This is a genomic window from Bacillus sp. IS1 (genome assembly GCF_032461585.1).
Classification (GTDB): Bacteria; Bacillota; Bacilli; order Bacillales; family Bacillaceae; genus Bacillus; species Bacillus velezensis.
Window position 1 is genome coordinate 73,135 of the sequence record NZ_JAWCWR010000004.1, and the last position, 23,339, is coordinate 96,473.

15 protein-coding genes are annotated in these 23,339 nt (G+C 45.5%); 12 read left to right on the top strand and 3 right to left on the bottom strand.

Annotated features, from left to right (window positions below):
• Positions 1-36 precede the first annotated feature (36 nt).
• The 4 genes from pcrA (at position 37) to RUW00_RS15750 (ending at position 6,731) form a co-directional block, all read left to right on the top strand.
• Positions 37-2,256 (top strand): DNA helicase PcrA, encoded by a 2,220-nt coding sequence (pcrA, locus tag RUW00_RS15735; RefSeq protein ID WP_021495175.1) that lies wholly within the window; start codon positions 37-39, stop codon positions 2,254-2,256.
• Between the two features lie 24 nt (positions 2,257-2,280).
• Entirely contained in the window at positions 2,281-4,287 is a 2,007-nt protein-coding gene (gene ligA, locus RUW00_RS15740; RefSeq protein ID WP_021495174.1) for an NAD-dependent DNA ligase LigA, read from the top strand.
• Positions 4,288-4,302: 15 nt separating this feature from the next.
• Complete coding sequence (locus RUW00_RS15745) at positions 4,303-5,499, top strand: CamS family sex pheromone protein (RefSeq protein ID WP_014417115.1); 1,197 nt, start codon at positions 4,303-4,305, stop codon at positions 5,497-5,499.
• Positions 5,500-5,735: 236 nt separating this feature from the next.
• Complete coding sequence (locus RUW00_RS15750; protein WP_121984692.1) at positions 5,736-6,731, top strand: phosphotransferase enzyme family protein; 996 nt, start codon at positions 5,736-5,738, stop codon at positions 6,729-6,731.
• A gap of 37 nt (positions 6,732-6,768) precedes the next feature.
• Here the strand turns inward: RUW00_RS15750 and RUW00_RS15755 are convergent, their stop codons facing one another.
• Together RUW00_RS15755 and putP are read right to left on the bottom strand one after the other, a co-directional pair.
• Positions 6,769-7,461, bottom strand: coding sequence for an MgtC/SapB family protein (locus RUW00_RS15755; RefSeq protein ID WP_003155735.1), 693 nt, complete (start codon positions 7,459-7,461; stop codon positions 6,769-6,771).
• A gap of 120 nt (positions 7,462-7,581) precedes the next feature.
• The gene (gene putP / locus RUW00_RS15760) at positions 7,582-9,060 is read right to left on the bottom strand and encodes a sodium/proline symporter PutP (protein ID WP_021495172.1); all 1,479 of its coding nucleotides are present in this window, start codon (positions 9,058-9,060) and stop codon (positions 7,582-7,584) included.
• 421 nt (positions 9,061-9,481) lie between these two features.
• On the opposite strand from putP, the gene gatC reads away from it, so the two are divergent.
• Genes gatC through gatB form a run of 3 tightly spaced genes read left to right on the top strand, consistent with a single transcriptional unit; the run spans position 9,482 to position 12,688 of the window.
• On the top strand, positions 9,482-9,772 hold the full coding sequence (gatC, locus tag RUW00_RS15765; RefSeq protein ID WP_003155732.1) for an Asp-tRNA(Asn)/Glu-tRNA(Gln) amidotransferase subunit GatC: 291 nt from the start codon (positions 9,482-9,484) through the stop codon (positions 9,770-9,772).
• A 14-nt stretch (positions 9,773-9,786) separates the two neighbouring features.
• Positions 9,787-11,244: an Asp-tRNA(Asn)/Glu-tRNA(Gln) amidotransferase subunit GatA gene (gene gatA / locus RUW00_RS15770; RefSeq protein WP_017419037.1), complete on the top strand. Its 1,458-nt coding sequence runs from the start codon at positions 9,787-9,789 to the stop codon at positions 11,242-11,244.
• 13 nt (positions 11,245-11,257) lie between these two features.
• The gene (gene gatB / locus RUW00_RS15775) at positions 11,258-12,688 is read left to right on the top strand and encodes an Asp-tRNA(Asn)/Glu-tRNA(Gln) amidotransferase subunit GatB (RefSeq protein ID WP_003155730.1); all 1,431 of its coding nucleotides are present in this window, start codon (positions 11,258-11,260) and stop codon (positions 12,686-12,688) included.
• Between the two features lie 62 nt (positions 12,689-12,750).
• On the opposite strand, the gene RUW00_RS15780 is transcribed toward gatB, so the two are convergent.
• Complete coding sequence (locus tag RUW00_RS15780; protein ID WP_007609880.1) at positions 12,751-13,599, bottom strand: TetR/AcrR family transcriptional regulator; 849 nt, start codon at positions 13,597-13,599, stop codon at positions 12,751-12,753.
• 128 nt (positions 13,600-13,727) lie between these two features.
• Here RUW00_RS15780 and RUW00_RS15785 point away from each other — a divergent pair, with 128 nt between their 5' ends.
• The 5 genes from RUW00_RS15785 to RUW00_RS15805 all read left to right on the top strand — a co-directional run bounded on the left by RUW00_RS15785 (position 13,728) and on the right by RUW00_RS15805 (position 23,097).
• On the top strand, positions 13,728-16,871 hold the full coding sequence (locus tag RUW00_RS15785) for an efflux RND transporter permease subunit (RefSeq protein ID WP_029973738.1): 3,144 nt from the start codon (positions 13,728-13,730) through the stop codon (positions 16,869-16,871).
• A 152-nt stretch (positions 16,872-17,023) separates the two neighbouring features.
• Complete coding sequence (locus RUW00_RS15790; RefSeq protein WP_014417122.1) at positions 17,024-17,935, top strand: diacylglycerol kinase; 912 nt, start codon at positions 17,024-17,026, stop codon at positions 17,933-17,935.
• Between the two features lie 147 nt (positions 17,936-18,082).
• Positions 18,083-19,462 carry a 23S rRNA (uracil(1939)-C(5))-methyltransferase RlmD gene (gene rlmD / locus RUW00_RS15795; RefSeq protein ID WP_280144917.1) on the top strand — a complete coding sequence of 460 codons (1,380 nt, stop codon included), beginning with the start codon at positions 18,083-18,085 and terminating at the stop codon, positions 19,460-19,462.
• 387 nt (positions 19,463-19,849) lie between these two features.
• The gene (locus RUW00_RS15800) at positions 19,850-20,605 is read left to right on the top strand and encodes an ABC transporter ATP-binding protein (RefSeq protein WP_014417124.1); all 756 of its coding nucleotides are present in this window, start codon (positions 19,850-19,852) and stop codon (positions 20,603-20,605) included.
• On the top strand, positions 20,602-23,097 hold the full coding sequence (locus tag RUW00_RS15805) for an FtsX-like permease family protein (RefSeq protein WP_095273380.1): 2,496 nt from the start codon (positions 20,602-20,604) through the stop codon (positions 23,095-23,097). Before RUW00_RS15800 ends, RUW00_RS15805 begins: the two co-directional genes overlap by 4 nt.
• The last annotated feature ends 242 nt before the right edge of the window (positions 23,098-23,339 follow it).

Consider the following 23,339-nt stretch of genomic DNA (forward strand, 5'->3'; position numbering starts at 1 on the left):
ATGATAGAACATATGTTTGATAGGCGGTGAACGGATATGAATTACATTAGCAATCAATTATTAAGCGGATTAAATCCCGTTCAGCAGGAAGCGGTCAAGACGACGGACGGTCCGCTGCTTCTGATGGCGGGCGCGGGAAGCGGAAAAACACGTGTGCTGACGCACAGAATCGCATACTTAATGGCGGAAAAACACGTGGCGCCATGGAACATTCTGGCGATTACATTTACAAATAAAGCAGCCAGAGAAATGAAGGAGCGGGTTGAGAGCATTCTCGGACCCGGCGCGGATGAAATCTGGATATCCACCTTCCACAGCATGTGCGTGCGGATTCTGCGCAGGGATATTGACAGAATCGGCATCAACCGAAATTTCTCCATTCTTGATACGGCTGATCAGCTTTCCGTTATTAAAGGGATTCTGAAAGAGCGGAATATCGATCCGAAAAAGTTTGATCCGAGAAGTATTTTAGGCTCCATCAGCAGCGCAAAAAACGAGCTGATCGAACCTGAGGAATTCGCAAAAACGGCCGGCGGCTACTACGATCAGGTCACGAGTGACGTGTATACCGATTATCAGAAAAAACTGCTGAAAAACCAATCGCTCGATTTTGATGATTTAATCATGACGACGATTAAGCTTTTCGAGCGTGTGCCGGAAGTGCTTGAGTTTTATCAGCGTAAATTCCAATACATTCACGTAGACGAGTATCAGGATACGAACAGGGCGCAATACCTGCTTGTGAAGCAGCTTGCGGCCCGTCTTGAAAATATCTGCGTCGTCGGTGACTCCGACCAGTCCATTTACAGATGGCGCGGGGCGGATATCGCGAATATCCTTTCCTTTGAAAAAGATTATCCGAGCGCAAACGTGATTCTGCTCGAGCAAAACTACCGCTCAACAAAGCGGATTCTGCAGGCGGCTAACGAAGTGATCAAAAACAACTCAAACCGCAAGCCGAAAAACCTGTGGACGGAAAATGACGAAGGCATCAAGCTTTCTTATTACAGTGGCGACAATGAATTCGGCGAAGGCCAATTCGTCGCGGGCAAAATTTATGAGCTGAACAGTTCGGGCCGGCGGAAGCTTTCCGATATCGCGATTTTATACCGGACAAACGCCCAGTCGCGCGTCATTGAGGAAACCCTTTTAAAATCCGGACTGAACTACAATATCGTCGGCGGAACCAAGTTCTACGACAGGAAAGAAATTAAAGACATTCTCGCATACCTGCGCCTTGTGTCAAACCCGGACGACGACATCAGTTTTACGCGGATCGTCAATGTGCCGAAGCGGGGCGTCGGCGCAACTTCGCTAGAAAAAATCGCTTCATATGCGGCGATGAACGGAATGTCAATGTTCCAGGCGATCAAACAGGTTGATTTCATCGGCGTCAGCGCAAAAGCGGCAAACGCGCTTGACGGCTTTGGCGCGATGGTTGAAAATCTGACGAACATGCAGGATTACCTGTCCATTACGGAACTCACGGAAGAAATTCTCGAGAAAACGGAATACAGAGAAATGCTGAAGGCCGAAAAATCAATCGAAGCCCAAAGCCGCCTTGAAAATATCGACGAGTTTCTTTCCGTGACGAAAAACTTCGAACAAAAAAGCGAAGACAAGTCTCTCGTCGCGTTTCTGACTGATCTGGCGCTGATCGCGGATATTGACCAGCTCGACCAGAAGGAAGAGGAATCAGGCGGAAAGGATGCCGTCACTTTAATGACACTGCACGCCGCTAAGGGGCTTGAATTTCCTGTCGTGTTCTTAATGGGCATGGAAGAAGGCGTGTTCCCGCACAGCCGCTCCCTGATGGAAGAAGCCGAGATGGAAGAAGAACGCAGGCTCGCATATGTAGGCATTACGAGGGCGGAGGAAGAACTGTATTTAACGAATGCCAAAATGCGCACCTTATTCGGCCGCACCAATATGAATCCGGAATCCCGCTTTATCAGGGAAATACCTGGCGATTTATTGGAGAACCTAAATGAGAAGAAAACACCTCGCATGCAGCCGGGAAGAAAAGTGCAGCCAAAACGCGGGCCCGTATCCCGTCCCGTTTCCTATGCGAACAAAACAGGCGGCGACTCGCTCAGCTGGGCGGTCGGCGATAAAGCGGGCCATAAAAAATGGGGCACCGGAACGGTTGTCAGCGTAAAAGGAGAAGGCGAAAGCACCGAGCTTGATATTGCATTCCCGAGCCCAGTCGGCGTGAAGCGTCTTCTTGCCGCTTTTGCGCCGATTGAAAAGCAGTAACCTGAAGAGGAAAGGAAGAACATGATGGACAAAGAAACAGCGAAACACCGGGCAGAAGAATTGCGCCGCACCATCGATCAGTACAGTTATGAATATTACACCTTAGATGAACCGAGCGTGCCGGATTCCGAGTACGACAGACTGATGCAGGAGCTGATTGCCATAGAGGAAGAGCACCCGGAGCTCAGAACGCCTGATTCGCCCACACAGCGGGTCGGGGGAGCGGTGCTTGAATCGTTTCAAAAGGTGCAGCACGGCACGCCGATGCTCAGTCTCGGCAACGCATTTAACGATGATGATCTCCGCGATTTTGACCGCCGCGTCCGTCAGGCTGTCGGTGCCGGCGTCGCTTATAACGTGGAGCTGAAAATAGACGGTCTTGCTGTTTCTCTCCGTTATGAAGACGGCTATTTCGTCAGAGGCGCGACAAGAGGAGACGGAACGACGGGCGAAGATATCACGGAAAACTTAAAAACGATCCGCAACATTCCGCTGAAAATGAAACGGAATCTTTCCATAGAAGTGCGCGGAGAGGCGTACATGCCGAAACAGTCATTTGAAGCCCTCAATGAAGAAAGGCTGAAACATGAAGAGGAGCCGTTCGCCAATCCCCGGAACGCGGCTGCGGGCTCACTCAGACAGCTCGATCCGAAAATTGCAGCGAAACGAAATCTTGACATCTTCGTCTACAGTATAGCGGAGCTTGACGAAATGGGTGTGGAAACACAGAGTCAGGGCCTGGATTTTCTGGATGAGCTCGGTTTTAAAACAAATCAGGAACGGAAAAAATGCGCCACGATAGATGAAGTCATTGAAATGATCGAAGAGCTGCAGGCGAAGCGGGCCGATCTCCCGTATGAAATTGACGGGATCGTCATCAAAGTCGATTCGCTCGATCAACAGGAAGAACTCGGGTATACGGCAAAAAGCCCGCGCTGGGCGATTGCTTATAAATTCCCGGCGGAAGAGGTCGTGACAAAACTGCTCGATATCGAACTGAATGTCGGAAGAACGGGCGTCATTACGCCGACCGCCGTTCTGGAACCGGTAAAAGTCGCGGGAACGACGGTCTCAAGAGCATCCCTTCATAACGAAGATTTAATTAAAGAGAAGGATATCCGCATTCTCGATAAAGTGGTCGTCAAAAAAGCGGGCGACATCATCCCTGAGGTCGTCAATGTCTTAATCGAACAGCGGACCGGGGAAGAAAAAGAATTCAATATGCCTACCAGCTGCCCTGAGTGCGAGAGCGAACTTGTCCGCATTGAAGGGGAAGTCGCGCTGCGCTGCATCAATCCGGAATGTCCGGCGCAGATCAGAGAAGGCCTGATTCACTTTGTCTCACGCAACGCGATGAATATTGACGGACTCGGAGAACGTGTCATCACACAGCTTTTCCGTGAACATCTCGTCCGTAATGTCGCTGATTTGTATAAGCTGACGAAAGAGCAGGTCATCCGGCTTGAGCGGATGGGGGAAAAATCAACTGACAATCTGATCAGCTCCATCCAAAAGTCGAAAGAGAATTCGCTGGAACGCCTGCTGTTCGGTCTCGGCATCCGTTTTATCGGCTCAAAAGCGGCCAAAACACTCGCCATGCATTTTGAAAGCCTGGAAAATCTGAAACAAGCCACGGAAGAAGAGCTGCTTGCGGTAGATGAAATCGGCGAAAAGATGGCCGATGCCGTTGTCACCTATTTCCGTAAAGAAGAAATGGTTGAGCTATTGAATGAACTTGAGGAACTCGGTGTGAACACACTCTACAAAGGCCCGAAAAAAGTAAAAGCGGAGGACAGCGACTCTTATTTTGCCGGCAAAACCATCGTGTTAACCGGAAAGCTTGAAGAGCTGTCCAGAAATGAAGCCAAGGCGCAGATTGAAGCGCTCGGCGGAAAGCTGACGGGATCTGTCAGCAAAAAAACAGACTTGCTGATTGCCGGAGAAGCGGCCGGAAGCAAGCTGACAAAAGCGCAGGAATTAAACATTGAAGTATGGAATGAAGCACAGCTATTGGGAGAGCTAAAGAAATAAGAGGAGTGTTTTCTATTGAAAAAGATGTTGGCATTGGCGGCGACGGCAACGGCGGCAGTACTCATGCTGTCGGCCTGTTCGCCGAGTTTCGGGGGGAACAAAGAGGAAGAGATCACGCAGAAAACGGCAAAGTCTTCTGAAAAAGCGATCATACCGAAATATAATATCTCTGATTCCTACTATAAAATGGTGCTTCCGTTTAAGGCCGGAAAAGCGCGCGGCCTGACCGCGGACCGGCTGAACACGAGGCTGGACATCGATGAATTCGAGACGGGTCTGATGCGGCTCGCTCAAGACACGTTCCCGACGGATGACTATTTGTATCAGGAAGGCCAGTATTTAGATGAGGACACGGTACTCAGCTGGCTTGACCGCAAAAAAGAGGGCAGTGATCTGAAAAAGGCGAAAAAGGCAGATGCCAATTTTCAGAATCTCGGCTTAAACCCGGTGCTGCCAAGCTCGGGATCGGCAAAAGAGAAAAATGAAAACAGCCCGATTTACTTAGCGTCTATGCTTGAACAGGATTACTTAGTAAGAAAAGATAAAAATTCCATCCAGCTTGGCGGTGTCATGATCGGTCTCGCTCTCAACTCTGTTTACTATTACCGCGAAAACACAGGTGATCCGCAGCAGGAAGTGGAGCTCAGCGACAAAACGATCCGCAGCCACGGTGAAGAAATCGCCCAGGAAGTCGTTAACCGCCTCCGGAAAATGGATAACCTGAAAAATGTGCCGATTACCGTCGCCCTTTATAAACAAGCGCCGAAAACATCAATCGTACCGGGGAATTACATTGCGAAAACAGAAGTCAAGGCCGGCTCATCCACCATTTCAAACTGGGATGATGTCAAAGAAAAGTACGTCTTCTATCCGGCGGATACAGACACGGCAAAGAAATACCCTGATGATTCCGAAGTGTTTAAACGCTTCAAAAACGCCATCGACAGCTACTTCCCGAATTACACCGGAGTCGTCGGAACGGCAATGTACGAAAACGATGAAATGAGAAAAATGAAGATTGAAATCCCGATGCAATTTTACGGGAAAAGCGAAGTTATCGCCTTTACCCAATACTTAACAGGTGAGCTGATGGATTATTATTCAAAAAGCTCAGTTGATGTCGAAATTAACATTACCTCGTCTGACGGACAGGAAGCGCTGATCGTCCGCAATGCGGGTGACAAAGAACCGACCGTCCATATTTACGATTAACCAAGATGCCCTTGTTCATTTCTGTATGAGCAAGGGCTTTTTATTGTGAATATCGTTGGAGCGAGGAATGAGGTATGTTAAGATATTTGTATAATTAGGAATTAACAGGAAAACACATTTCATTTCTAAGCGGATGTTACGAATCTGCTGTGAAAAAAGAAGGGCAGGAATGTTGATGAATGACATTTGCTGAGTACACACACCGCCTACAAACGTTATGAAAAGGGTGAATCAGCATGCATAAAGATATTAAAGCGATTTTTGAGGAAGAGAAGGTGCTCGCTGAAGCAGGTGAAATATACGGCTTTACCAAGTTTCAATTTATCGCGGACGCAGAGAACTACGTATATGAAATTGTGAAAGATAACGAACCTTATATCTTAAAAATTACGCATACGATCAGAAGAACACCGGAATATATTCTCGGAGAAATGGAATGGCTTCATCATCTGGCAAAGGGCGGGCTTTCAGCAGCGAAACCGATTCCTTCATTAAATGGCAAAGATGTCGAAGAAGTGCCGGATGGAAAAGGCGGAGCATTTTTAGTAAGAGTCTATGAAAAAGCGCCCGGACGCAAAGTGGAGCAATCAGACTGGAACGGAACTCTGTTTTATGAGCTTGGAAAGTACACGGGGAACATGCACCGGCTGACGAAAAGCTACCGTCTGAGCGACCCGGCATTTAAAAGGCAGGAATGGGATGAAGAGGAGCAGCTGAAGCTGAGAAAATACGTGCCCGCAGATCAGCATCTCGTATTTGAGCGGGCGGATGCTCTAATGGAAAAACTGCGCCGTTTGCCGAAGAATCCTGAAAACTACGGCCTTGTGCACGCCGATCTGCACCACGGCAATTTCAATTGGGACAACGGTAAAATCACTGCATTTGATTTTGATGATACCGGCTACAATTGGTTTGTGAATGATATCAGTATTCTGCTGTACAACATGTTGTGGTATCCGGTCATCCCGTATGAAGACAAGGCCGCGTTTACGGGTGAATTCATGACACACTTTATGAAAGGCTACAGGGAAGAAAATGACCTTGACCCCGCCTGGCTTGAACACATCCCGGATTTTCTCCGGCTGCGCCATATGCTGATCTACGGATTATTGCATCAGGCGTTTGACCTCAATGCACTCGGGGACGAGGAACGTGAGATGCTGAAAACCTTCAGGCGCGATATCGAAAACGAAACCCCGATTACGGTGTATAACTTTTCTGCATTCGTATAAATAGAAAAACGCCGGCTGAATCCAGCCCGGCGTTTTTTTATAGCGTATCACACTTCACTCCGACGACACCCTGAATTTCTTTAATATCATAATAGACGTCAGTGGTGTAGCGGTTTTTGTGAACACTGACTTTCACTTCCATAATCGGAAATTCTTTTTCACCCAGATCATCAATCCGGACGGAGTGAATGCGGAGCTGTTTGCTTTTCATTTCTTTTAAAATCTCGGTCATTTTGTCTTTATCGGAAAGAGACATTCTCACGCGGATATCCTTTTCCTTCAAGCGGTTGGGACCGATTTTTCTGATCAGCCACGGAAGAAATTCGACACTGATCAGGATAAACAAGAGGCTTGCGAACGCCTCTTTATAAAAGCCGGCGCCTGTAGCCAGACCGAGCCCGGCTGCGCCCCAGATGATAGCCGATGTCGTCAGGCCGGAAATGACGTCATTGCTTTTGCGCAGGATCACGCCCGCACCGATAAAACCGACGCCGGAAATGATTTGGGCGGGAAGGCGGAGCGGATCCATCATGATACGGTAATATTTTGGGAAATGATATGCCGCATTAATGCTGACGATCGTCAGCATACAGGAGCTGACGGCGATGACGATACAGGTTTTCAGTCCGAGCGGTTTGTTTTTCAGCTCGCGTTCAAGACCGATGATCATGCCGATCAGCGTGGCAATGCCCAGCTTTAATAGAATGTCTGGTTCGATAGGCCAGCTCAATTTGCACAGCACCTCCGCAATTTTTCTTATAATAAATTGATATGATTTTCTCACAGTATTTATAGCAGGACAAGTGCGGAAGAAAAAAGCCGTCAGGGATAAAATCTGACGGCTTTTTGTCTATTTCTTGTTTTTCAAAAGAGCTTCCATCCGGCTGAACAGCTGATAAGAAGCATCGGCCGGTTTTTTGGTCAGCAGGCTGACGGCAATACCGGCAATCAGACTGAGGAAGAACCCCGGAATGATTTCGTATATGCCGGTTGAAGCGGCAAGCCCTGTCGTGATCCAGATTAAAACGGCCGCGGCCCCGGTAATCATCGCCGCAAGCGCTCCCCATTCATTCATCCGTTTCCAGTACAGACTGAGCAAGAGCGCCGGGCCGATAGCCGAACCGAAGCCTGCCCACGCATATCCGACCAGATCAAGAATGGTGCTGTTCGGATTCATGGAAAGCAGGATGGCGATAACGGCCACGATCAATACCGACAGGCGTCCGGTCATGACCAATTCTTTATCGCTCGCTTCCCGTCTGAAAAAGGCGCGGTATAAATCTTCCGTAATGGCGCTTGCCGTTACGAGAAGCTGTGAGGAAATGGAACTCATGATCGCCGCTAAAATTGCGGACAGCAAGAAGCCCGTAATCAGCGGATGGAACAAGATTTTAGAAAAAATAATGAAAATCGTTTCCGGATCTTTTACGGAGACCCCGAAGTGATGAGAATACGCAACCCCGATAATCCCGGTAAGCAATGAACCGACAACTGAAATAACCATCCAGCTCATCCCGATTCTGCGGGCGGGTTTTAAATCTTTCACTTCTTTAATCGCCATAAATCGTACGATGATATGAGGCTGGCCGTAATAGCCGAGTCCCCATGCCAAATAAGAAATAATGCTAATGACGCTCGCGCCTTTAAAGATATCCAATAGTTTCGGGTTAACGGCGTTGATCGAATCAATCGTCGTTGAAACGCTCCCGAGCTGGGTAAAAGCAACGATCGGCACAAGCACTAATGCCGCAAACATGATCGCTCCCTGTACAAAGTCAGTCAGACTGACAGCGAGGAAACCGCCAAACAGCGTGTAAAGCACAACAACACCGGCCGTTAAAAACAAACCGAATTTGTAGTCGGCGCCGAATGCTGATTCAAATAACCTGCCTCCGGATACCATCCCGGACGATGTGTACAGTGTGAAAAAGATCATAATAATCACGGCGGAAACAATTTTCAGCAATGATGACGAGTGGCGGAACCGTTTATCGAAAAAATCGGGAATCGTAATCGCATCATCCGCAACTTCCGTGTAAGCGCGCAGCCTCGGAGCAAGCAGCAGATAATTTGAATACGCGCCGATCGTCAAACCGAGCGCCAGCCATAAGGTCGATAACCCCGTTGCGAACATTGCGCCGGGAACTCCCATCAGCATCCATGCGCTCATATCGGCCGCACCTGCGGACAGCGCCGTTACGAACGGGCCTAGTCCTCTTCCGCCCAGCATGTAATCATTAATATTCGTTGTCTTCCTGAATGCGTACCAGCCGATTAACAGCATGGCAGCAAAGTAAATGCCAAGAGATATAATTAATTCAATACTCACGTTTTTGGACCCTCTCTTCTTTCATGTAAATGTTGCATCACCTCTGTAGATTAGTAGTGCCGGAATATGCGCCGGCGATCCAGCCTTTAGTCATCATTCCATGCGGATCGCATGATTTAGTGCTGGCTATGGTTACTAAACCTAACAAAGTATCCCCGATCAATCAACTCTCGAAACCTGGCCCGCTCAAGGAAAAAATCCCCGTCAACATAGAACAGCTTAGAGATGAAAACGCTACCAATAAATTATAAAAGTAAAAATTTTCTGACATATAATTCGTTTCTCTTTCTCCCCGATTTAGGATAAAATAGAGAGGGTTTCATCATGCCTCAGAAGGCGGCGTTTTGTTGCTTTAGAGGGCTCATTTTTGATATGATCAGTATTATATGACGAAACGGAGAATTATGCGGAGGTGGATCTTATGTCACGAATTTCTATAGAAGAAGTAAAGCATGTCGCTCATTTGGCGAGACTCGCCATTACGGATGAAGAAGCTGAAATGTTCACAGAACAGCTTGACAGCATCATCTCGTTTGCCGAGGAGCTTAATGAAGTGGACACGGATAACGTGGAACCGACAACACACGTGCTGAAAATGAAAAACGTAATGAGAGAAGATGAAGCGGGTAAAGGCCTTCCGGTCGAGGATGTCATGAAAAATGCTCCCGATCATAAAGACGGCTATGTCCGTGTGCCATCTATTCTGGATTAAAGGAGGGAGACAGTATGTCATTATTTGATCACAAAATCACAGAACTGAAACAAATGATACATAAAAAAGAAATCAAGATTTCCGATCTTGTTGATGAATCTTACAAACGGATCGCATCCGTGGATGATAAGGTGCAGGCGTTTTTACAGCTTGATGAAGAAAGAGCCCGCGCTTACGCGAAAGAACTTGACGAAGCGGTTGACGGACGGTCTGAACACGGTCTTCTCTTCGGAATGCCGATCGGCGTCAAAGACAACATCGTGACCAAAGGGCTTCGCACAACATGCTCAAGCAAAATCCTCGAAAACTTCGATCCGATTTACGATGCGACGGTCGTGGAGCGCCTTCAAGCCGCTGAAGCCGTCACGATCGGAAAGCTGAATATGGACGAGTTCGCGATGGGTTCTTCTACTGAAAACTCCGCGTACAAAGCGACGAAAAACCCTTGGAATCTCGATACGGTTCCCGGCGGATCAAGCGGCGGTTCCGCAGCTGCGGTTGCCGCGGGCGAAGTGCCGTTTTCACTCGGATCTGATACGGGCGGCTCCATCCGCCAGCCGGCTTCTTTCTGCGGCGTCGTCGGATTAAAGCCTACATACGGACGCGTGTCGCGTTACGGTTTGGTCGCTTTTGCGTCTTCACTGGACCAGATCGGGCCGATCACAAGAACCGTAGAAGATAACGCATTCCTGCTTCAGGCGATTTCAGGCCCGGACAAAATGGACTCTACGAGCGCCAATGTCGAAGTGCCGGATTTTCTTTCTTCATTAACTGGCGATATTAAAGGCTTAAAAATCGCCGTACCGCAAGAATATCTCGGAGAAGGCGTCGGCAAAGAAGCGAAAGAATCGGTTTTAGCCGCTTTAAAAGTGCTTGAAGACCTTGGAGCGACATGGGAAGAAGTATCTCTGCCGCACAGCAAATACGCGCTTGCGACGTATTATCTGCTGTCTTCTTCTGAAGCGTCTGCAAACCTTGCGCGCTTTGACGGCATCCGCTACGGCTACCGCTCAGACAATGCGGACAACCTGATCGACCTTTATAAACAGACACGCTCAGAAGGCTTCGGCAATGAAGTGAAGCGCCGCATCATGCTCGGCACCTTCGCGCTCAGCTCCGGCTACTATGACGCGTATTACAAAAAAGCGCAAAAAGTGCGCACGCTTATTAAGAAAGATTTTGAAGACGTATTTGAGAAATACGATGTCATCGTCGGACCGACAACGCCGACACCGGCATTCAAAATAGGCGAAAAAACCAGCGATCCGCTCACAATGTACGCCAACGATATTTTAACGATTCCTGTCAACCTCGCGGGTGTGCCGGGAATCAGCGTGCCGTGCGGATTTGCGGACGGACTGCCGCTCGGATTGCAAATCATCGGAAAACACTTCGATGAAGGCACTGTATACCGCGTCGCTCATGCTTTTGAGCAGGCAACAGATCATCATAAAGCGAAACCTGAACTGTAAGGGGTGAAATGAAGTGAACTTTGAAACGGTAATCGGACTTGAAGTCCATGTGGAATTAAAAACAAAATCTAAAATTTTCTCAAGCTCACCGACGCCATTCGGCGCGGAAGCGAATACCCAAACGAGCGTCATCGACCTCGGCTATCCCGGCGTGCTGCCCGTTTTGAACAAAGAAGCGGTTGAATTCGCGATGAAAGCCGCAATGGCTTTGAACTGTGAAATCGCAACGGATACGAAGTTTGACCGGAAAAACTATTTCTATCCGGACAACCCGAAGGCATATCAAATTTCTCAATTTGACAAGCCGATCGGCGAAAACGGCTGGATCGAAATCGAAGTCGGCGGAAAAACGAAAAAAATCGGCATTACCCGTCTTCACCTTGAAGAAGATGCGGGAAAACTGACGCATACGGGCGACGGCTATTCCCTCGTTGACTTCAACCGCCAGGGCACGCCGCTTGTCGAGATTGTATCTGAGCCGGATATCCGCACACCGGAGGAAGCTTACGCATATCTCGAAAAGCTGAAATCAATTATTCAATACACAGGCGTTTCCGACTGTAAAATGGAAGAAGGTTCACTGCGTTGTGACGCCAACATTTCCCTTCGTCCGATCGGCCAGGAGAAATTCGGCACAAAAACGGAGCTGAAAAACCTGAACTCCTTCGCGTTCGTGCAAAAAGGACTTGAGCATGAAGAAAAACGCCAAGAGCAGGTGCTTCTGTCAGGCGGAGTCATTCAGCAGGAGACGCGACGCTACGATGAAGCGACGAAAAAAACCATTTTGATGCGTGTCAAAGAAGGTTCGGACGACTATCGTTATTTCCCTGAGCCTGACCTTGTCGAGCTCTACATTGATGACGAATGGAAAGAACGCGTAAGAGCAACCATTCCTGAGCTTCCGGACGAGCGCCGCAAGCGTTATATCGAAGAGCTCGGTCTGCCTGCTTATGACGCAATGGTTCTGACGCTGACGAAAGAAATGGCTGATTTCTTCGAAGAAACGGTCAATAAAGGCGCAGAAGCCAAGCAGGCATCAAACTGGCTGATGGGTGAAGTCTCAGCTTACCTGAACGCCGAACAAAAAGAGCTTGAGGATGTCGCCCTGACTCCTGAAGGCCTTGCCGGCATGATTAAGCTGATTGAAAAAGGAACCATCTCGTCTAAAATCGCGAAGAAAGTCTTTAAAGAATTAATTGAAAAAGGCGGCGACGCAGAAAAAATCGTCAAAGAAAAAGGCCTCGTGCAGATTTCTGACGAAAGCGTGCTTCTGAAGCTGGTAACAGATGCGCTTGACAGCAACCCGCAGTCAATTGAAGACTTCAAAAACGGAAAAGACCGCGCGATCGGCTTCCTTGTCGGGCAGATTATGAAAGCCTCAAAAGGACAGGCCAACCCGCCGATGGTCAACAAGATCTTACTTGAAGAAATAAAAAAACGATAAAAAAAGCAGCCGCCTCTAAGGGCGCTGCTGACACGGAGACCGGTAAGCGCCGGTCTCTTTTTTTATAAGCTGAAATAGGTTTCAATGGAAGCCCGCAGCGTTTCAATTTGCTCATTTCCGCTGCCTGCCAAGTTGGACAGCATTCCTTTAATAATCGGTTTTCGCGGCTCTTCCTTTGCGCATTCCTCTTCAATGACTTCAAGCGATACGAGGACGTCCTCAGGCAGCCCCTGCTGTGCTTTTATCTTTTGAATATCCGCAAGCAGTCTTTCTCTGTCCGCCGCGGGCTGAGTGAAGATATCCTCAGGCAGCAGCGGATCGGGATTGTCTTTTATCAGTCCCGTAATCAGATCATCGATTCTGGCAATCAGAAAGGCCGCCACGTTTTCCGTCCGGAATGCCGTATGTTCATTAAAAATCAAGAAATGAATATAGGAGCTCACAATTCCTTGCGCCATAACGGACGCGTCCGCTAAAAACGGTGTGACGGCATCTCCGTAAACGGAGAGCAACGCATCCCGATACAGCATGTTAAATTGAATATTGGCCTCATGAAAATACTGCTTGACCTTTTGATTTTCAGGAATGACCTTTTCGCTCAGCAAGAGAATGATAAAGTCCTTGTGCTCCATAAATTCCTGGAATTGATAAGCGATTTGTTTTCGAAATACGTCCTTAGGCGGTTTATGCTGATGTTCTGTTTTGATTTTCTTTATTTCTTCCATAGACATGCCGATGTAATACTCACATGCTGACAGCAAAAGGTCTTCTTTTGATTTGAAATGGAGATAGAAGGCTCCTTTTGAAATTCCGCATTCACCGGCGATTTCCTGAATGGTTGTTGAAGAAAACCCTTTTTTGGCAAATAAATGGATGCCTGTTTTTATGATTTTCTCTTTTTTTTCGTTCATGACGTGCTTCCCCTTAATCCTGAAAAATTTAGAAAAATTTACTGCCTTATTAGTTGACGATGTTGAGTTATACCGTTTAGTATTATATAGAATGACCAGTCAGTCAATAAAAATTAACGGAGGACATGATGAACCACATTATTAACTTTGTACTGAAGAACAAATTCGCAGTTTGGCTGATGACGATTATCGTTACTGTAGCAGGGCTGTATGCCGGTATGAATATGAAGCAGGAATCCATACCGGACGTCAACATGCCTTACCTTTCAGTAAATACGACTTATCCCGGAGCTGCTCCGAGTCAAGTTGCGGATGACGTGACAAAACCGATCGAGCAGGCGGTCCAGAATTTAGAAGGAGTGAGCGTCGTAACGTCCACATCCTCTGAAAACGTCTCATCGGTTATGATTGAATATGATTACAGCAAGGATATGGACAAGGCGAAAACCGAAGTCGCTGAAGCGCTGGACAGTGTCAGCCTTCCTGACGACGCGAAAAAACCTGACATTTCCCGTTACAGCCTCAACTCTTTCCCGATTTTGACGCTCAGTGTGACAAGCGGCAAAAGCTCGCTTGAAGACCTGACCAAAAATGTGGAAAACACTCTCGTTCCTAAGCTTGAAGGCATTCAGGGCGTTGCGTCCGTGCAAGTTTCCGGACAGCAGGAAGAGCAGGTGGAATTCTCTTTCAAAGACAAAAAAATGAAAGAGTACGGACTTGATGAAGATACCGTCAAGAAAGTGATCCAAGGCTCTGACGTCAATACGCCGCTTGGATTGTACACATTCGGCAACAAAGAAAAATCAGTTGTCGTTAACGGAAATATTACGTCAATTAAAGATCTGAAAGATATGAGAATTCCGGTCACATCTTCTTCTGCCGCTCAAGGTCAAGCGGGCGGAGCCGGTGCGGCATCTGCGGCGGACGCTCAGGCTATGCAGCAGGCACAGCAAAGCGCGGCAGCAGGGGTGCCGACAGTCAAGCTTTCTGACATTGCCGACATTAAAGATGTGAAAAAAGCTGAATCCATTTCCCGCACGAACGGAAAGGACAGCATCGGAATTAATATCGTAAAAGCCAATGACGCCAACACGGTAGAAGTGGCCGATGCGATTAAAGATGAACTGAATCAATACAAAAAAGACCACAAAGGGTTCAAGTACAGCTCGACTCTTGATATGGCAGAGCCGATTACAGAGTCGGTGGATACGATGTTAAGCAAAGCGATTTTCGGCGCGATTTTTGCGGTCGTGATCATTCTCTTATTCTTAAGAGATATTAAATCAACGATGATTTCTATCATTTCCATCCCGCTGTCACTGCTGATTGCGCTTCTTGTGCTGAATCAGCTTGATGTCACATTGAACATAATGACGCTCGGTGCGATGACGGTCGCCATCGGACGGGTAGTCGACGACTCGATTGTCGTGATCGAAAACATTTACCGCCGCATGAGGCTGAAAGATGAACCTTTACGCGGGAAGCAATTGGTGCGTGAAGCGACGAAAGAAATGTTTAAACCGATCATGTCATCAACGATCGTAACCATTGCCGTATTCCTGCCGCTTGCCATGGTCGGCGGACAGATCGGCGAACTGTTTATGCCGTTTGCATTAACAATCGTCTTCGCGCTTGCCGCGTCGCTGTTGATTTCGATCACACTGGTGCCGATGCTTGCGCACAGCTTATTCAAAAAATCGCTCACAGGCGCGCCTGTTAAAGCGAAAGAGCATAAGCCGGGCAGATTGGCCAATTTCTATAAAAAAGTGCTGAATTGGTCATTAAGACATAAATGGATTACATCTATCATCGCGGTTCTGATGCTTGTCGGCAGTTTGTTCCTCGTACCTCTGATCGGCGCGAGCTACCTGCCTGCGCAAGCGGACAAAACGATGCAGCTCACATACACGCCTGAACCGGGCGAAACGAAAAGCGAAGCTGAAAAAGCTGCGCAAAAAGCGGAAGACATGCTGCTTAAACGCAAACATGTCGATACCGTTCAGTATTCATTAGGCTCGCAAAGTCCGCTCGGCGGAAGCTCAAACGGCGCATTGTTCTACGTGAAATACGAGGATGACACGCCTGATTTTGACAAAGAAAAAGACAATGTCTTAAAAGAAATCAAAAAAACATCCAGCCGCGGCGAATGGAAATCACAAAATTTCAGTTCGTCAGGCAACAACAACGAATTAACGTACTATGTGTACGGAGATTCAGAGTCTGATATTAAAGGCACGGTCAAAGACATCGAAAGCATCATGAAAAAGCAGAAAGATCTGAAAGACGTCAACTCAGGCCTTTCCAGCACATATGATGAGTACACGTTCACCGCTGACCAGGAGAAACTCAGCAAGCAGGGCCTGACGGCTTCGCAAATCTCCCAAGCCCTGATGTCCCAAACGTCACAGTCTCCTTTGACAACGGTGAAAAAGGACGGCAAAGAGCTTGACGTCAACATCAAAACAGAAAAAGACCAGTATAAGAGTGTAAAAGAATTAGAGGATAAAACCATCACATCGCCTGCAGGCCAAGAAGTAAAAATCGGCGATGTGGCGAAAGTGAAAAATGGCACGACATCCGATACCATTTCCAAACGCGACGGCAAAGTGTACGCTGACGTAACGGCAACCGTCACTTCTGACAACGTCACGAAGGTGTCATCAGCCGTTCAAAAGAAAGTTGACAAACTGGATAAGCCGGACAATGTATCGATTGATACCGGCGGTGTATCAGCGGATATTGCTGATTCCTTTACGAAACTCGGCTTAGCGATGCTTGCCGCAATCGCCATCGTATACCTCGTTCTTGTGATCACGTTCGGCGGAGCATTAGCACCGTTTGCGATTCTGTTCTCGCTTCCGTTTACAGTCATCGGCGCATTAGCCGGCCTGTATGTATCCGGAGAGACGATCAGTCTGAATGCCATGATCGGTATGCTGATGCTGATCGGAATCGTCGTCACAAACGCGATTGTCTTAATTGACCGCGTCATCCATAAAGAAGCGGAAGGCTTATCGACGAGAGAAGCGCTCCTGGAAGCCGGCTCTACGAGATTACGTCCGATTCTGATGACGGCGATCGCGACAATCGGCGCCCTGCTTCCATTGGCACTGGGCTTCGAAGGCGGAAGCCAGGTCATTTCTAAAGGACTCGGTGTCACCGTTATCGGCGGTTTAATCAGTTCGACTCTGCTTACCCTTCTGATTGTGCCGATCGTATATGAAGTATTGGCGAAATTCCGTAAGAAAAAACCTGGAACGGAAGAAGAGTAAGACAGCGGGCCTTGGCTCCTTAAACGGAGCCGGGGCCTTTTTTCTTCTGGGAATTCCTGTACATATTGTTGCGATTTTCTCAAGTCATAGTATAATTAAAGGTTGTTAGTGTTAATAATGGATCGGATACTCTTAAGTAGGATGATGAGATAATGAAACGTGCACGCATAATATACAATCCGACTTCAGGACGGGAGCTTTTTAAGAAAAATCTTGCCCAGGTCCTGCAAAAATTTGAACAAGCCGGTTATGAAACCTCCACCCATGCCACCACATGCGCGGGGGATGCCACCCACGCCGCAAAAGAAGCCGCTTTGCGGGAGTTTGACCTGATTATCGCTGCCGGCGGAGACGGAACGATTAATGAAGTCGTCAACGGCCTCGCGCCGTTAGACACACGCCCGACACTCGGCATCATTCCGGTCGGCACGACAAATGACTTCGCCAGAGCGCTGGGCATTCCGAGAGAGAATATACTGAATGCCGCTGATACCGTCATTAACGGCGTGGCCCGCCCGATCGACATCGGACAGGTGAACGGTCAGTATTTTATCAACATCGCCGGCGGAGGCCGTCTGACGGAGCTGACGTATGATGTGCCAAGCAAACTGAAAACGATGCTCGGCCAGCTTGCTTATTATTTAAAGGGAATGGAAATGCTGCCTTCACTTCGACCGACAGAAGTCGAGATTGAATATGACGGCAAGCTGTTTCAAGGCGAAATTATGCTGTTTTTAGTGACGCTGACCAACTCGGTCGGCGGATTCGAGAAACTGGCCCCTGATTCCAGCCTGAATGACGGCATGTTTGATTTGATTATTTTGAAAAAAGCCAATCTCGCGGAGTTTATCAGAGTCGCGAGCATGGCGCTCAGAGGCGATCATATTAACGATCAGCACATTATTTACACAAAAGCGAATCGTGTGAAAGTCAATGTATCAGAAAAGATGCAGCTGAACCTGGACGGCGAGTACGGCGGCATGCTGCCGGGCGAATTCGTGAACCTGTACCGGCATATTCACGTCATCATGCCGAAGGAGAAAGCGGAACAGCTGGATGATTAATACGCGGACAAAATCCTAAAACAGTATTCGTTTTAGGATTTTGTCATCTTTTCAGCGTGATCGGAAACCTTTGAAGGCTGACATTGAATTTGAAGGTTTGCCAGCACGCTGAAACAAGGTTATTGGTAAAACTAGAGGTGATTATAGATGAAAATGAAACCCCCGATAGAAAAAAATGAATACTATGATGTGACATTTGAGGATTTGACGCACGAAGGAGCAGGCGTCGCAAAGGTTCAGGGCTTCCCGATCTTCGTGCCGAACGCCCTGCCTGAGGAAAAAGCGCAAATCAAAGTGACACGCGTCAAAAAAGGCTTCGCTTTCGGCCGCTTAATCGAGCTGAAGGAAGAAAGCCCGCACAGAACGGATGCCCCGTGCCCAATCTACAAACAATGCGGCGGCTGCCAGCTTCAGCACATGACCTATGAAGGCCAGCTTTTGTTTAAACAGAAACAAGTCAAAGACGTCTTAGAACGAATCGGCAAGCTGGACCTCTCAAAAGTCACCGTGCACCCGACGCTCGGCATGGAAGACCCGTGGAACTACAGAAACAAAGCGCAGGTGCCGGTAGGAGAAAGAGAAGGCGGACTCGTCGCCGGATTTTATCAGCAAAGAAGCCATGACATCATCGACATGAGCGCCTGCCTGATCCAGCAATCCAAAAATGACGAAGCCGTCCAAGCCGTCAAAGACATCTGCGCAGCATACGGTGTCAAAGCCTATAACGAAGAACGCCATAAAGGCTGGCTCCGCCACATTATGGTCAGATACGGCGTCGTCACAGGCGAAATGATGATCGTCTTCATCACAAGAACAAACGACTTCCCGCACAAAGCGAAGATCATCGAAGACATTACGGCGCAATTCCCGCACGTGAAATCCATCGTGCAGAACATCAATCCAAACAAAACAAACGTCATCTTTGGGAACGAAACAAACGTCATCTGGGGCGAAGAATACATCTACGACCTCATCGGAGACGTCAAATTCGCCATCTCCGCCAGATCGTTCTATCAGGTCAACCCGGAACAGACAAAAGTGCTCTACGACAAAGCGCTTGAGTACGCGGAGCTGCAAGGGGAAGAAACCGTCATCGACGCCTACTGCGGCATCGGAACCATTTCTCTCTTCTTAGCAAAGCAGGCGAAGAAAGTATACGGCGTCGAAATCGTGCCGGAAGCAATTGAGGATGCGAAACGCAACGCTGAGCTGAACGGCATCACAAACGCGGAATTCGCAGTCGGAGAAGCGGAAACAGTCATTCCAAAGTGGTATGAAGAAGGCATCACGGCCGACACCCTCGTCGTCGACCCGCCAAGAAAAGGCTGTGACGAAGCCCTCCTGCGGACAATCATCGACATGAAACCGAAGCGGGTGGTGTACGTGTCCTGCAATCCAGGAACGCTTGCAAGAGACCTGCGGGTGCTTGAGGATGGCGGGTATCAGACGCTAGAAGTGCAGCCAGTGGATATGTTCCCGCATACGAATCATGTGGAGTGTGTGGCGCAATTAATACTAAGAAAATAAAAATAATTAAACTTCTTATACGTTCTTTAAAACTTTTTTCGGATTGCAGTGGTGTTACTCATAGAGTAACTTCTGCAATCTTTTTTTGTACAATCCTAATGCAGATGATAAAGCTTAGTAAAAACAATGTATTTTAAATTCGGCAAATTTTATAGGGAAATTTAAATATATTTGTATTTTTGGTATAATATAACTTGTTGCAAGGGGATTAGTGGAAACTTAAAAATATTGCAGAGGGTTATCCGGAGTAGAATAGCGATCGAATGAGACTATCAAAAAGATAGTGACCTTTTCATTCTTTAATGGAGCAAAAGGGGCTATATTATCGGATGTATCAATCCCAATCCAACTGGTATAATGAAGAAATTGGATTAATTGAGGTGTGAAATGGCTAATAAAGTATTGGAAGTTAAAAACTTATCCAAGGTCTACAAAGGGAGTGGTTATGAAGTAACTGCATTAGACAAAGTTTCTTTTGAATTGAAGAATGGTGAACTGCTTGCAATTATGGGGACAAGCGGTTCAGGTAAAAGCACTCTTTTAAATATACTCGGTGCTCTTGATGAACCCTCAAGCGGTAAAGTTATTCTTGATGGTAAAGAAACAAATGACTTTTTTAAAGAACCTAAAGCTACGATCTATAGAAGGGATAACATTGGTTTTATCTTTCAATCTTTTAATCTATTGAAGGATCTTACAGTTGAGGAGAATATAGCTTTACCACTTGTATTAAAGGGAATAAATAAGAAGGATGCAGATAAAAAAGTAAAGGAAATGCTACAGCTTGTAAGCCTTACAAAATGGAAAAGACATCGGCCTATTCAACTTTCAGGAGGTCAGCAGCAAAGAGTTGCGATTGCCAGAGCACTGATTACTTCGCCTCCTATTGTATTAGCAGATGAGCTTACAGGAAATTTGGATTTTAATACAACACAGGATATATTAAATGTGCTTGTAGATATGAAGAAACGTCTTAATAAGAGTATGATCATAGTTACTCATGATCCGAATGTCGCGTTATATTCTGACAGAGTTTTATTTTTTCATGATGGAAATATAGTTGATGAATATAAAAGTCTTGGACAAGGAGATCTGTCGAGTATCCTTAATAAATTTCAAAAAATAATGGAGAGAGACCAATGAAAAAGAATATAGTTGGTCTGTCCCTGCGGTTTTTCAGCACCAATAAATTTATTACACTGACATCCATTATCGGTGTAATTTTATCTGTTTCTTTAATCATTTCTATGACCTTATTTGCATTTAATGCAAAACAGACATTAAAAGATGAAGTTTCCAAGATGTACGGAGAAATGGATTTATCTGTTGGTTATGAGAACGGAAGTCAAAAGATCATTGATAAACATTTTGTTGAAAATCTGCATCTAAATAAAAACATAGAGCAAATATCCAGTGTTTTAGTATCACAGATAAAGCTAGGAACATCTGATTCAAAGGCTAGTTTTTACACAGTTGGAGTCAATAACGACAATTTATCAAAAAGCAGGTACCATTTCACGAGAAATATAAAGAAAAATGAACTTATTGTAAATAAGGGGTTAGCTGAATCACTAGGGGTTAAGGTCGGGGATCACTTACAATCAGAAGGGAAAGACTTCAAACTTGTGGAAACAATTGAAGATCTGAACTCTACAGGCATTGCTCCCAATATCCTCCTGATTTCTCACGATACTTTGCAAAACAGTATTGCAAAAAAATTCGGAAAAAACATTGAAGCTACTTACATATTGATTAAAGCAAAAAACGGATCAGACAAATTGTCATTAGCAAATGAGATTAAGAAGAAGGAAAAAGACTTAAGGATAGATATTGCAGAAGAAGATCCTTTCCTGAAAAGCAATATAGAATCATTAAGTATCTTTATCGTAGTCCTCTCTTTTTTAACTATGATTGTGACATCTTTACTCATTGTTTCTAATTTTGAAATGTTTCTCTACAAATATAAAAATCAGTTTGCGATTATGCGATCTATAGGTGCTACGGGAAGACAACTGTTTTCAATTGTTCTGCTGCAGAGCTTTTTCATAACTTCAATCGGTTCTATTCTGGGACTTGGATTTGCCATGTTTAGCAATCAGTATCTCTGGGGTTGGCTTGAAAAAATATTTTCATTTAATGTTTCTTCTGGTGTTACGTTTAATTTTAAATTAGCGGTTTTAATAATGTTGATTTGTATGACAATTATTCAACTGTTTTTACTATCGCCGACAATGAAAATAACAAAAATACTTCCGCTCAAAGTAATACAGGAAAATGAGGAAATTAATTTCAGAACATATAAGTATAATAAGTTCATTGGCAAATCTTTTGTTATTCTTAGCGTTATTACAATTTTGTTTGGGAAGTTTATACCTAAAGAGGACGGAGGACAAGTATTTTGTCTATTGCTGGCTTCTATCTTATTATTGACAGGTATATTCGTGTTATTTCCGGTTTATTTAGGGCCGTTATTAATGTTCCTCGCACCAATCATAAAGAAAATTTCAGGAGTTAATTCGTATGTGGCGATTAAAAATGTTATCCCACAGGTTAAAAAAAATACTTTTGTTATATTAACAATCAGTACGATGATGATTATAACGGTTTTTGGATCTGTAATGCTTAACACTATACAAAAAAATGAGGAAAATGCATTAAAAGAGCAGTTTCCTACCAGTGTTGTTCTAACGAGCAGACTGGGCGATAAATCTTCAATTAACGCAATTGAACTGGAAAAGGAAATAGAGGCAATAAATGGAATCAAATATACAAGCTCAATTAGCACTCAATCGTCTGGAGAATTAATGAATGGCAATGGAAGTATTACATTTGATTACTCGTTAAGTGATCTAGGAAGAATGCAGAAATTAGGAATTTTCACTGGATTGCCAGATGATAAAAAGAATATCATTGTCATTTCGGAGGATTTTGCTGGGAAGCACAGTTTAAAAATAGGAGATACTGTTGAACTTGGGAAGTACTCGGATACAGATCAAAAAATTATTAGTACTGGAAAGTATAAAATAGGGGCAATTACGAATAGATTAAAGGATTCTGATGTCTATATGGATTGGAAAGAAATAAAATACAGAACGGATGCCACTGTATTTTCTAAATTGCTTGTCCAGACAGATTATGCGAAACAGATGATTGGTAAACTTGAGAAAATGAAAGGACAGTTTCCAGAAATCCAAATTAATAGCTATAAAGAATCTTTAAAAAAATCAAAGGATATGTTTTATCAAAGATGGTCTATCTTCATTGTTGTTATATCAGTTATGCTGATAAGTATTACTATCGGTGTATTTAGTTCGCTAATTAATAATATCAATTCGAAAAGAAGAGAATTCGCTATCTTACGGACCATTTCTTTAAGCAGAAGGGGAATCATCAACGTTATACTTACGCAAATTTTGCTTTATCTTTTTATTGGCCTGCTTTTAGGTGTGCTTTCCGGTGCTTTATTAGCTGTCGTTATCTCCTTGATAGACCCCGGGAAGATATATATTAATTTTTCAATTATCGGTTTAATCTCAGGGTTTATGTTATTAATGGGACTGATTATTTTCTTTCCGTTGGCAGCAAAGTTAGGAAACAAGAAAATAACTTTAGAACTTACTCAAGATAATAAGTGAAAAAAGTGTAAAAACATGTGACATGGTCTTATTGATATAAACAATTATTAGATTAAGAACGAACATAAGGTTGGGAATTAGCATTATGTTCATATCAAACGATAAAAAGGCTTCTGAAAAGAAGCCTTTTTATGTGCGTAATCAAGATGTTATTTTCAGGAATCATAATAAAGTTGGATAAAAATGAGGAAAATCCTGGCGGGAATGACGATATAAAGTTAGTGAACAACGGTATAGAATTT